Raw genomic sequence first — 12,256 nt, forward strand, 5'->3', positions numbered from 1 at the left:
CCACAAAATATTGCGTTTTCTTTCAACAGGTCCAGCGGCATTTCGCCGAAGGCACCGTATCTTGCGTCACCAGTTGTCGCGGAACCAACGCACCGCGCGACGCAGCGAGCGCGCCGGATAGCGTTCCATTGGCATCTCGAAATCCCACCATTCGTCCTGTGGGTGCGCCGCAAAGAGACACAGCCCAACGGCACTGGAGAATGCCGAGCCGGTTGCGGCCTGTGGCAGCCCCTGCACACGCAGCGGGCGGCCCAGGCGCACCTGCTGGCCCAGGATACGGCTGGCCAACCCGTCCAGGCCCGGAATCTGGCATCCGCCACCGGTCAACACGATCTGTTGGCTGGGCAGATGTTCGAACCCGGCTGCATCCAGTCGGGCACGCACGTCTTCCAGGATCTCTTCGATCCGTGGGCGCATGATCCCAATCAACTCGGCCCGGCTGACCTGCCGGCGGTCGCGTTCATAATCCCCGCTGTCGCCGGCGATTTCGATCATATCGCGGTCGTCCATGCCGGTTGCGACGGCGCCGCCGCTGAAGGTCTTGATCCGCTCCGCCTGCGCCAGAGGCACTTGCAGACCCTTGGAAATGTCGGCGGTGATATGGTCACCGCCCAAGCGTACTGTGTCCGCGAAGATCATGTGTTTCTTGATAAAAATCGAAACGCCGGTCGTGCCACCACCCAGATCGATGCAGGCCGCTCCCAGCTCTTGCTCATCCTCGACCAACGAGGAAATTCCCGACACATATGCCGACGATGCCAGCCCGGCCAGCTCCAGATCGCAGCGCTTGATGCAGTACAGAAGGTTCTGCAGAACCGTCGCGTCGGCGGTCAGAACATGCATGTCACAAGCAAGCCGGTTGCCGATCTGCCCCCGTGGGTCGCCCATGCCTGAACGATGATCAAGTGCAAAGTTCACCGGCTGTGCATGCAGTACTTCGCGGTCCTGCCCAAAGTCCGGCGCATCGCACGAGGCCAGCACGCGCGCCACGTCATTTTCGGTCACAACGCTTTCGGCCAGATCGATTTCGCCGTTCAGGCCATAGGACCGCGGCGTCGCACCGGACATGCAGGCAATCACGTGGTCGACGCGCAGTTTGGCCATCTTCTGCGCTGCCTGTACAGCGGTTCGAATGGCGCGTTCGGTCTCGGCCATCGTGTCGATTTCGCCAAATCTCACCCCGCGCGAACGGGTTGTGGCGGCACCGATCACCCGGAACGAGCTTTGCCCGGCCAGCGACCCAACGCCGTCGCCTCCGTTGAACCGATCCGGCCCGTCAAACCGCAGCACCAGGCACGCGATTTTCGAGCTGCCCACATCCAAAATCGCCACGACGCCACGATCCATCGCGGCCTTGCGCATGCGCCGCATGGCGCGCTGAGACTGGTACAGCTCGGTCATTGTAAAATTACTCCTGCCTCTAGGCTTTTTATTCGCCGCATCTCGTCCACCGCGCCCGGAGCCATCCGGAGCGTCGGCCGTGCGGCGTTTCGCATATCCACAATCACAAGGTCGCGTTCCAACATGTCGTCGGCCTGGTCCAGCGCGATGACCCGTTGCAACGCCTCAACTGCGCCTGTTTCCGGCAACAAAATGCGTTGATCGCGGTCCAAAACCACGTCCCAACGGCGGGCACCAACACGGGCCAATCCGCGCAACCGGTCCTTGAGCGGGGCGGCGGCATTCATCAAAAGAAGGGCTTCGACGACAGCTTTGTCAGCCTCGTCCCCGGCGATCACCGGCAAGTCGCCACGCACTGAACGTGCCGCCAGCGGGGCCACCCGATGCCCTTCGGCATCCAGCAACTCCAACCCGCGTCGCGAGCGCCAGACCACAGCGGGGACACGTTCCACCACGGTCACCTGCAGGACCCCGCCATCCCGTATGCGCAGATCGGCGCGCGCCACCGCGTCCAGCCCCGCGACGATGCCGCGCATCACTTCGAGGTCCAGATCGAACGAGCTGATCGGAAAGTCGACCGGCAGCACTTCGCGGATATCATCCGACAATTCGGTCGACGCACCATCGATGGCCATCAACCCCACCATGAACTCGGGCCGTTCCTCGAAAGACCGGCGCAGTTCCATGTATTTTGTTGCAATCGCCTCGCGCCGGTCCGCGTCCGAAAAATAGAACCCACCAGCAAACACTATGACAAAGCTGGGCACGCCCACTCGCAACAACGCGCGGAAGAAGGGTGTCAGCCACAACCGGTTCAGACGGTAGGACAGGCGCGTGGGTGCGGGGTCGCGTTTTGGGTTCACCGGTTGCACGAGGCATCCTCCACAATCCAGGCGCAGAACTGTCCAAAACTCATCCCCGCATGCGCGGCCTGTTCGGGCGTCAACGAGGTGGGGGTCATCCCCGGCTGCGTATTGGTTTCAAGCAGGATCAACCCATCCAGCCCGCGCCGGTCATCCCAGCGGAAATCCGTACGACTGACGCCGCGACACCCCAGCGCGTCATGGGCTCGCTTTGCATACTCCATGCACGCATCGAAAATCTCGGACGGCACATCGGCGGGCACCTCATGGCGCGAACCGCCGGGCTTATACTTGGCGTCGTAGTCATACCAGCCATCGGTGATGATGTCGGTGACGGTCAAAGGCCGGTCGCCCATCACCGTGGTGGTCAGCTCGCGACCCGGCGCGTATGTTTCCACCATGACCTGATCCGGCATGGTGTCGGCCAGTTTCGGCGGGCCATTGGCGGCCTCATGTACGATGTAAATCCCGACAGACGAGCCTTCATTGTTGGGCTTGACCACGTAGGGCGGTGTCATCAGGTGCGCCGCCATCACTTCGGCCTTCGACGCGATCCGCGAGGTCACAACCGGCAGGCCCGCGGCGGCAAATGTCGCTTTTGACCGGGTTTTGTCCATTGCCAAGGCCGACGCCAGAACGCCGGAATGCGTATAGGGGATCTGCAACCATTCCAGCAGCCCCTGCACACAGCCATCTTCGCCCCAGCGACCGTGCAGGGCGTTGAATACAACATCGGGTTGAATTTCGGACAAGCGTGCAGACAGGTCGGCACCGGCATCCACCTGCACCACCTCAAATCCTTCGCCCGCCAGCGCGGCGGCGCATTCACGCCCTGTCGAAAGTGACACCTCGCGTTCCGCCGAGGGGCCACCCATCAGTACCGCCACTTTCGGGTTTGCCCTGCTCGACATACCCACGAATGTGCCTCATAAACCGGGCCTTTTGCGGCCCTTGGAAGTTATTCTTCTGCCGCCGGTTCACCGACGCGCATGATCTCCCATTGTAAGTCTATTCCGCTGTTTTGAAAAACCCTTTTTCGCACTTCTTCACCCAAATTTTCCAGATCTGCGGCCGTTGCGCCGCCCGTGTTGATCAGAAAGTTCGAATGCTTCTCCGACATCTGCGCCCCACCGATGCGCGCGCCACGCATGCCGGCATCGTCGATCACCTTCCACGCCTTCAGGTCGTGCACGTCGTCGTCGCGCCCGGTCGAGCTGTATCCGGCCGGGTTGCGAAAGGTGGATCCGGCGCTGCGATCCTTGGTGGGCTGGCTGGCGTCGCGCCGCGCCAACTGTTCGTCCATCCGGTTGGCCAGCGCCTGCGGGTCACCGGGCACGCCCTGCAACAGAACCTCGGTGATCACCCAGCCTTCGGGCAGATCGCTCTGGCGATAGCGAAAGTTCAGATCATCCGGCCCCAGCACATGCACCGCCCCATCGCGCGCCACCGCCGTGGCCTGCACAAACACATCCGCCGTATAGCTGCCATAGCAGCCCGCATTCATCCGCACCGCGCCGCCAATGGCGCCGGGGATGGTCCGTAGAAAGGTCAGATCCACGCCCGCCTCGGCCGCACGCCGCGCCACATGCGCATCCAGCGCCGCCGCCCCGGCGCGCACACGGGTGCCGTCCACCTCGATCCCATTGAACCCGCGCCCCAACCGGATCACCACGGCCCGCAAGCCCCCGTCGCGCACAATCAGATTGCTGCCCACCCCCATGGGAAAGACAGGCACCGAAGCGTCCAACGCCGCCAGAAACGCCGCTAAATCCGCCTGATCAGCCGGCTGAAACACCCAATCCGCCGGGCCACCCACCCGCAGCCAGGTGAGGCCATCCAGTTGTTTCTGCGGTGTTATCGTCCCACGAACCGCAGGCATCTCAATCGGTTTGGTCATTGTTTTCCTTCTTTGCGGCGTTCACCAGTACGGCCACAAACATACCCAACACAACCCCCAATGCCAGGATCGCAACCCCGATCCACAGAATGAACACGCCCAGGCCCTCCCACCCTTGGGCCCGCTCCATCCACGCCCACATGAACATCTGCGGCGCACCGGCCAAAAGCAGCGCACACCCGGCCCAGCCGAACCTGCGCGCCCGGACAAGCCGAAACCCCAGTATCGCAAGCCCCAGCCCAACGGCCAGGCTGACGCCCCAATAGGCCCAGATCATGAACCGGTCAGGGTTCGCCGCAGCCAGCGGGCCAGGTAAATCACCGGCCAGCGCAGGATCAGCCCCGCCACCACAAGGGTGATCAGCGCCCAGCCGGTGCCGTTTTCGACCCAGATAAAGACCAACAGCGGCGCCCCAGCAGCCATCAGCGCATAGGCCAGCGGCCAGTGATGGCGGCGCGACGGGAACATCGACAAGACGCCCGCGACCACCACCCAGACGCACAGCAGGATCAACGACAGGCTCATGGCTCATGCTCCTTGGGGTCAAAGGGCGGCACCCGGCCCAGCGCGCGTTTGGTCAGATAGACCAGCGGGTTGCGGAACATCGACACGAACCCGGCTGCGGCGGCAACCCCCACCCAGATGCCCAGCTCGTACCCCAGATAGCCAATGACAAGGGGCGCCGACAACAACAATGGCCAGCCGACGCGCACCTGAATGCGCATGGGCATCCACGCGGTGACGGTGGCAGCCAACACCCAGATGAAGGCGACGATCAGCGAGTAGGTCATTTAGTGTCCGGTTCCAAACGCCAGTGTCAGCGCCGTTGCTGCCGCCACCACGCCCAGCCACGGCACCCATGTGGGGACACGGAACGGGGCCTGCGGCGCGCGGCGCTTCAGCAGGATCAGGGCGACATTGACCAAAAAGAAGACCGCAAGCAAGACCGCAGAAGTCGCGCGGGCCAGATCCTCGACCGGCAAGGCAAGCGCGCCAAGGATGACCGCGGCCCCGACCAGTATCGTCGCACGCACCGGCGTACCGAACCGGGGATGCGCCGTGGTGAACCCTGCAAGGGGCGAAAACTGTCGACCAAGGCCAAACAGAACCCGGGCGGCCATGACGATCTGCGCCAGAACTCCGTTCACTGCGGCCGCCACGGCGATGGCGGAAAGAAAGGCCGCGGACCCGCCCTGCCCGGCCTGCCAGACCAATGCCAAGGGTTGCCCGGACTGCCCCAGTTGATCCGCAGGTACAGCGCGAACAGCTGCCAGCGACACAAGCGCGTAAAGAACCGCCGTGATTATCAGTGCCAACAGGATACCACGAGGCATGACGCGGGTTGGGTCGCGGACCTCTTCTGCCATGTTCTCGAGGTCTTCGAACCCGATGAACGCAAAGAAGCACAGCGCGACCGCCCCCGCGATCCCGGCGAATTCCGGCGCGGGCGGGGTAATCCATTCGGCCACGGGTGGCGCGGTGAACCCGGCCCAGCTGACCATCACCAACCCGATTACCTCGATCGCGGTGAACACGGCGGCAAAGGCAAGGCTTTCAAGCACGCCAACCACAGCAACCGCCGTCAGCAGCACACCGATGGCAATCATCGCCCAAGGTGCAGGGACATCCAGAATGCCGGTTAGATATCCAACGCCGCCACGCAGAACGGCAGCCGCAGAGATGGTGCCTGCAACCACCACGGCCAAGCCAACGATGACCGCCATGGGACGCGATTGAAAACCGGCTTCGACAAACACTGCTTCGCCCGCGGCAACGGGCATGCGCGCCGACAGTTCGGCATAGGACAGGGCCGAGGGCAGCGCGACAATCCCGGCCAACAAGAACGCAAGGGGGGCCCAGACCCCGGCAGATCCGGCCACCACGCCGACCAACACGTAAATCCCCGCCCCCACCATGACACCCACGCCATAGGCGGTCAGCAAGGGCAGGCCGATACGGCGTTTCAGATGATCACTTGGCTGGGTCACGGCATCCTCCTGTTTGGCGCAAGGATACCCCTTGCCAAAAGCGGCACCATGATCTGGCGCAAATCAGACAGTCAGGCGGTTTGGCAGGTTGTTGGCCCAAGTGCTGATCGTACCTGCGCCAAGGCAGACCACCATATCACCTGGTTGCGCCTGTTCCTGTACAAGGCGCACCAGGTCATCCTCGTTCAGAATGGCGCGTGCATGCCGGTGGCCGTGCCGCACCAGCCCCGCGACAAGATCATCACGACTGGCGCCCGGAATCGGGTCTTCACCGGCGGCGAACACCTCGGCGATGGCCACCACGTCGGCATCGTTGAAACAGGCGCAGAAATCGTCAAACAGCCCCGACAGGCGCGAATACCGATGGGGTTGGTGCACCGCGATCACCCGACCCTCGCAGGCCTGGCGCGCGGCCTTCAGCACCGCGGCAATCTCGACCGGGTGGTGGCCGTAATCATCGATGATGGCGATGCCGTTGGGCTCGCCCACCTTGGTGAAGCGGCGGTTCACACCTTTGAACGCGGCCAGTGCGTCGCGGATTTCATCCAGCTTCATCCCCAGATGCCGCGCCACCGCCACCGCGGCCAGTGCGTTAGAAACATTGTGGTCGCCCGGCATCGGCAGGCTGCAGCCTTCGATCACCATGTCCTCGGCCTGCAACGCAATGTCGAAATGCGCCACGCCCGACTTGTAGGTCAGGTTTACCGCCCGCACATCCGCCTGCGCGTTAAAGCCAAAGGTTAGAATGCGCCGGTCGGTCACACGCCCCACCAGCGCCTGCACCTCAGGGTGATCAGTACAGCACACGGCCAGCCCGTAAAACGGGATGTTCGAGACAAAATCGTCAAAACCTGCCCGCAGGTTTTCGATGGTGCCCCAATGCTCCATATGCTCGGGGTCGATATTGGTGACGATGCCCACCGTTGCGGGCAGCCGGTTAAACGTGCCGTCGCTCTCATCGGCCTCAACCACCATCCAATCCCCCGCCCCCATACGCGCGTTCGAACCATAGGCGTGGATGATGCCGCCATTGATCACCGTGGGGTCAATGCCGCCGGCCACCAGCAGCTCGGCCACCATCGTGGTGGTGGTTGTCTTGCCATGGGTCCCGGCCACGGCCACGTTTGAGCGCAGTCGCATCAGCTCGGCCAGCATTTCGGCCCGGCGCACCACCGGCAGACCTTGCGCGCGGGCGGCGTCCAGTTCGGGGTTACCGGGTTTGATCGCGGATGAGATCACCACAACCTCGGCACCCTCCAGGTTCTCGGCCCGCTGGCCTTCGAACACACGCGCGCCCAGATCGGCAAGCCGCGCGGTGATTTTCGACGCTTTCAGGTCGCTGCCCTGCACCGTATAGCCCAGGTTCAACAGCACCTCGGCAATGCCCGACATGCCAATACCACCAATTCCCACAAAATGGATCGGCCCCACATCGGTGGGCAATTTGGTGGCGGCTGCGTTCATGCTTTAGTGTTCCTTGCTTTCGGCCAGGTTTTCGACCAATTCCACCAGCCGCTCGGTCGCATCGGGGCGCGACGCGGCCAGCGCGTTATGCGCCATCGTGACCGCAGCATCGGGATTCGTCACAATTGCGCTTATTTGCTGCGAAAGCGCGCCGGGTTCAAGCTTGGATTCCGGGATCATGATGGCGGCCTCGGCGTCAACCAACCCGCGTGCATTCGCCGTTTGGTGATCACCAGCCGCCGCGGCAAAAGGGATCAGGATCGACGGCCGCCCAATGACCGAGATGTCGGCCACGCTGGACGCACCCGAGCGGCTGATCACCAGCTGCGCCTCGGAAATCCGGGTTGGCACGTCGCGGAAAAATGGCTGAACCTCGGCCCGAATGCCGTTTTCGGCATAGAATGTGTGCACGCGGCCGTAATCCTCGTCTCGGGCCTGATGACTGACGCGGATGTTGTCACGGACCGCTTCCGGCAATGCGGCGATCGCGGCAGGGACAACATCGGACAGAATGCGCGCGCCTTGGCTGCCCCCGATGACAAGGATCGACATCGGGTGATCGCCTGGCGGAATGTAGGGAGCACCGGCGCGCTCGTGAATGGCGGCGCGCACAGGGTTACCCGTATGCACGCCGTCAACGCCTTCCGGCAACGTCGTCGGCCACGTTCCGCAAGCGACCAGCGGAACACGCTTGGCGAAAACCTTGTTCACGCGGCCCAGGACACCGTTTTGCTCGTGGATCATTCGCGGCAGTTTCAACAGTGTCGCCGCAGCCACCGCCGGGATCGCAGGATATCCGCCGAAACCGACCACAACGGTGGGCCTTTGTTTGCGCATCTTGCGCAACGCCGAAATCACGCCCATTCCGATCCGAAGCGGGACAAGCGCCTTTGCCAGGATACCGCCACGCGCAAAGGTGGCGGAACTGATCACCTCGATCCCCACCGCATGGGGAAATCCGCCCGCATAGCGTGCGCCCCGTGTGTCTGTCGAAAGCTTCACCTGCCATCCTCGGCGCAACATCGCCTCGGCCAGTGCCTGTGCTGGGAACATGTGCCCGCCCGTGCCACCGGCAGCGATGACCAGCAGCGGCGCGGTCATGACCGGCGCCCGATCAAATCCGCAATCTCACCCTGCGGGCGCGTCCTTGTCAGAGCCAGCATCATGCCCACCAGAATTCCCCCCGCGATAATCGACGACCCCCCATAGCTGACAAAGGGCAGTGTCATGCCCTTGGCCGGCAACAACCGGACGGCCACCCCCATGTTGATCATCGCCTGCACCGCAAAGACGCAGGCAAGCCCCGTGCCAGCCAGCCGTGTGAACGTATCGCGCTCGCGCATCAATCGGAACAACGAACGGACCACGATTGCCGCATAAAGCGCGATGATCACCAAAACCAGCGCCAGCCCGTATTCCTCGGCGGCCACGGCAATGATGAAATCGGTATGTGCGTCGGGCAGCGACTGTTTCACCTGCCCTTCACCGACACCCACACCAAAAAACCCGCCCTCGCGGATCGCATTGGCGGCATAGCCAAGCTGTGTGCGGGGATCCAGGTCTGGGGACAGAAAGCCATCGATCCGTCGGGCAAAATGCTCCGAGTTATGGTAGGCAAACGTTCCTGCAAGGACCGTTACACCCGCCATGCCGACCAGCAACAGAAACGGCGCGCCGGCCACGAAATAGATGATGCCCCAGCTGAACAGAACCAGCGCCGCCTGACCGAAATCAGGTTGCATCGCAAGGAATCCCACAACGGTGATCGCCACGCCAAATGACAGCATCTTGCCTGGCGGCCCGTTGATTTCCTGGCTGGCGGCCATCATCCAGGCGCTAAGAACAATAAAGCCGGGCTTCAGGAACTCTGACGGTTGGACCGAGGCAAAGCCCAGCGAATACCACCGCGTGGCGCCCTTGCCAAAGTCAGTGCCCAATACCGGTAGCAAGGCCAGCGCGACAAAGGCCGCCACAAAACCCAGCACGCCCAATCGGCGGATCAGGTTGGGCGACATCATCGACGTCACGAACATCACGATCAGCGCCAGAATGCCGAAAAAGGCCTGTCGCTGCACGTAATAGAACGGCTCCAGCCCGTTGCGCGCCGCCAAGGGTGGCGAGGCCGCCAACCCCAGCAACAACCCGATGCCAAACAGCAGCAAGATGCAGGTCATCGTCAGCTTGTCGACTGTGCGCCACCAGCGTGGCAGAATCGGGTCTCCGGCCGCTGCGGGCGCGGCCCCATACACCATTTCCGTCATCTAAAAACCGCCTGCTTTCAACTGCCCTGCCCGTTTTCCGGGTCTAGGGCGCAGGGTAACGCGCCGAGGGGCCAAAATCCAGCATTATCGCGGATCGACCACAGCACCCAACGGCAGGTTCTTGCGCAGAATGCACAGGGCGCGGCGCAAGTGTCGCGTCGTATCCTGGCCGCCATCGGCAAAGTTCTGGCGCGCATGCCCACCGTGGATCAGTTGGAACGGGGTCGAAAGGGTATCTTGACCGGCGTGGCCGCGTTCCCTTCGAAAAGGCCGACTTGGGGCGCTGCAATCCAAACTGGCCGTCCGCGAACTTTTTTACGGCGGGCTATTGGGTCGACGAAACACCCTGTCCTACCCCACGGGATTATGCGCCGCCCAGCGGTTTCCGCTAAGCGCTAAGCCGTTGGACCTGTTGTATGAAGTCATCCCCGCGGGTTTCAAAACTGTTATATTGATCAAAGCTCGCTGCCGCAGGCGCCAACAGCACCGTCTCGCCGGGCTGCGCGTCGGCAGCGGCTTGTTTCACCGCCTCGGCCATGGTCGTGCAGATGCTGTGGGGGTGGTCTTTCAGGAGCAGGGCAAAGGTCGCCGCCTCGCGCCCGATCACATAGGATTTCACCACGTTATCAAGGTGTTGCGCCGCGCCGCCAATCCCACCTTCCTTTTCCAGCCCGCCGCAGATCCAGCGGATTTTCCCGAACGCGGCCAAGGCCTTGGCCGCGCTGTCGGCATTGGTGGCCTTGCTGTCATTGACGTATTTCACACCATCGATCTCGGCCACCAGCTGGCTGCGATGCGGCAGGCCGGCAAAGCTGTGCAAGGCGTCCTCGATCAGACGCGGCGCAAGGCCCAGACTGCGCGTCACCGCATAGGCGGCGCATGCGTTCTGATGATTGTGGGATCCGGGTAAGCCACTGATTTCACGCAAATCTATCGACGCGATCTGCCGGCCCTTGCGGGTTTCGGCCAGGAACCCCTTGCGGGCGGTGACGGTCCAGCCGCCGTTCAGTTTTTGGCCCGCCGAGATGCGGATGACGCGTTCGTCCCCGCTGCTTTCCATCATTTGGCCGGCAAGGAAACGGCCCTCGATCTCGTCCACGCCGATGATCGCGCGGTCGGGCCCGCCTTCGGCAAAGAGGCGTCTTTTGGCGGCGAAATAGCCGCCTATGCCGCCGTGGCGATCCAAGTGGTCGGGGGTCAGGTTGGTGAAAACCGCAATATCTGGTGTCAAAGACCGCGCAAGCTCGGTCTGGTAGGAACTAAGTTCCAACACAATAACCCCTCCTTCGCCGGGGGGATCAATGTCGAGGACGCCGCGGCCGATGTTGCCGGCGAGTTGGGCCTCGCGGCCGGCCTCACACAAGATGTGGTGGATCAGGGCAGATGTGGTGGATTTCCCGTTGGAGCCGGTGACGGCGACCACCTTGGGCGTGACGTCGAACTGATCCCATTCACCAAGGCCCAGCGAGGCGAAAAACAGACCGATATCATTGTCCACGGGCACGCCGGCGGCTTGCGCGGCGGCGATGATGCGGTTGGGTTCGGGATACAGATGCGGGATGCCGGGCGACACGATCAACCGCGCAACCCCTTGAAACGCATCATTTTTTGACAAGTCGGTGACGATGAACCCCTCACCCACGGCGCGGTCGCGGGCGGCCTGATTGTCGTCCCAACAGATCGCCTCGGCCCCGCCGGCGCGCAGGGCGCGGGCGGCCGACAGACCCGACCGGCCCAGCCCCAAAACGGCCACATTGGCCCCGTCAAATCCGCGCACCGGTATCATGCTGCCCTCCGTTTTGCGGACCATGCCGGGGCGCGTCGCCGAATGCAAGGCGCGGAGTTTAACGGAGTTTTTAAAGTTTCGAGGGGGCGAAAGGGGCGGAGTTTAAAGTTTTTGGTCGGATTTCTCGGCCAGAAGGATGGCGAGGTTTTCGCGCCCGGTTTGGGTGTTGGGATGGTCGGGGCCCAGAGAGGTTTCCCAAATCTGAACCGCCTCACGCAACAACGGCTCTGCCTCATCAAACCGGCCTGTGTCCCGCAGCAACCCGGCGAGGTTGTTGAGGTCGATGGCATAGTCGGGATGCGCGGTGCCGTGCACCTGACGGTCAATCTCAAGCGCCTCGCGAAAAAGCGGCTCTGCCTCGTCAAACCGGCCCGTGTCCCGCAGCAAGCCGGCGAGGTTGCTGAGGCGGGTGGCATAGCTGGGATGCGCGGTGCCGTGCACCTGGCGGGTGATCTCAAGCGCCTCGCGATACATTGGCTCTGCCTCATCAAACCGGCCTGTGTCCCGCAGCAAGCTGGCGAGGTTGCTGAGGCGGGTGGCATAGCTGGGATGCGCGGTGCCGTGCACCTGGCGGGTGATCTCAAGCGCCTCGCGAT

At 62.9% G+C, this 12,256-nt stretch carries 13 protein-coding genes; all 13 read right to left on the reverse strand.

The genetic code is table 11. The annotated features are described in order from the left end of the window. Positions 1-66: 66 nt before the first annotated feature. Positions 67-1,401, reverse strand: coding sequence for a cell division protein FtsA (ftsA, locus tag ACMU_RS11840; protein WP_035259642.1), 1,335 nt, complete (start codon positions 1,399-1,401; stop codon positions 67-69). Beyond that, positions 1,398-2,273 carry a cell division protein FtsQ/DivIB gene (locus ACMU_RS11845; protein ID WP_035259643.1) on the reverse strand — a complete coding sequence of 292 codons (876 nt, stop codon included), beginning with the start codon at positions 2,271-2,273 and terminating at the stop codon, positions 1,398-1,400. Before ACMU_RS11845 ends, ftsA begins: the two co-directional genes overlap by 4 nt. Then, the gene (locus ACMU_RS11850) at positions 2,261-3,175 is read right to left on the reverse strand and encodes a D-alanine--D-alanine ligase (RefSeq protein WP_035259645.1); all 915 of its coding nucleotides are present in this window, start codon (positions 3,173-3,175) and stop codon (positions 2,261-2,263) included. Before ACMU_RS11850 ends, ACMU_RS11845 begins: the two co-directional genes overlap by 13 nt. A 47-nt stretch (positions 3,176-3,222) precedes the next feature. Continuing rightward, positions 3,223-4,161, reverse strand: coding sequence for a UDP-N-acetylmuramate dehydrogenase (murB, locus tag ACMU_RS11855; protein WP_035259647.1), 939 nt, complete (start codon positions 4,159-4,161; stop codon positions 3,223-3,225). Continuing rightward, complete coding sequence (locus tag ACMU_RS11860; RefSeq protein WP_035259649.1) at positions 4,145-4,438, reverse strand: hypothetical protein; 294 nt, start codon at positions 4,436-4,438, stop codon at positions 4,145-4,147. Before ACMU_RS11860 ends, murB begins: the two co-directional genes overlap by 17 nt. Beyond that, positions 4,435-4,686 carry a DUF2484 family protein gene (locus tag ACMU_RS11865; RefSeq protein ID WP_035259650.1) on the reverse strand — a complete coding sequence of 84 codons (252 nt, stop codon included), beginning with the start codon at positions 4,684-4,686 and terminating at the stop codon, positions 4,435-4,437. The genes ACMU_RS11860 and ACMU_RS11865 overlap by 4 nt, the downstream gene beginning before the upstream one ends. Next, positions 4,683-4,952 (reverse strand): DUF2484 family protein, encoded by a 270-nt coding sequence (locus ACMU_RS11870; protein ID WP_035259651.1) that lies wholly within the window; start codon positions 4,950-4,952, stop codon positions 4,683-4,685. The genes ACMU_RS11865 and ACMU_RS11870 overlap by 4 nt, the downstream gene beginning before the upstream one ends. Further along, a complete protein-coding gene (locus ACMU_RS11875; RefSeq protein ID WP_035259653.1) occupies positions 4,953-6,149 on the reverse strand; it encodes an APC family permease in 1,197 nt (398 codons plus the stop codon). A 63-nt stretch (positions 6,150-6,212) separates the two neighbouring features. Beyond that, the gene (gene murC / locus ACMU_RS11880) at positions 6,213-7,613 is read right to left on the reverse strand and encodes a UDP-N-acetylmuramate--L-alanine ligase (protein WP_035259654.1); all 1,401 of its coding nucleotides are present in this window, start codon (positions 7,611-7,613) and stop codon (positions 6,213-6,215) included. 3 nt (positions 7,614-7,616) lie between these two features. Then, positions 7,617-8,714, reverse strand: coding sequence for an undecaprenyldiphospho-muramoylpentapeptide beta-N-acetylglucosaminyltransferase (murG, locus tag ACMU_RS11885; protein WP_035259656.1), 1,098 nt, complete (start codon positions 8,712-8,714; stop codon positions 7,617-7,619). Further along, positions 8,711-9,874 (reverse strand): putative lipid II flippase FtsW, encoded by a 1,164-nt coding sequence (ftsW, locus tag ACMU_RS11890; protein ID WP_035259657.1) that lies wholly within the window; start codon positions 9,872-9,874, stop codon positions 8,711-8,713. The genes murG and ftsW overlap by 4 nt, the downstream gene beginning before the upstream one ends. A gap of 388 nt (positions 9,875-10,262) precedes the next feature. After that, entirely contained in the window at positions 10,263-11,660 is a 1,398-nt protein-coding gene (gene murD / locus ACMU_RS11895; RefSeq protein WP_035259881.1) for a UDP-N-acetylmuramoyl-L-alanine--D-glutamate ligase, read from the reverse strand. A 102-nt stretch (positions 11,661-11,762) separates the two neighbouring features. Then, positions 11,763-12,256: tetratricopeptide repeat protein (locus ACMU_RS11900; RefSeq protein WP_035259658.1), on the reverse strand; the 494-nt coding region annotated here is incomplete at its 5' end.

The organism is Actibacterium mucosum KCTC 23349, from assembly GCF_000647975.1.
Lineage (GTDB): Bacteria > Pseudomonadota > Alphaproteobacteria > Rhodobacterales > Rhodobacteraceae > Actibacterium > Actibacterium mucosum.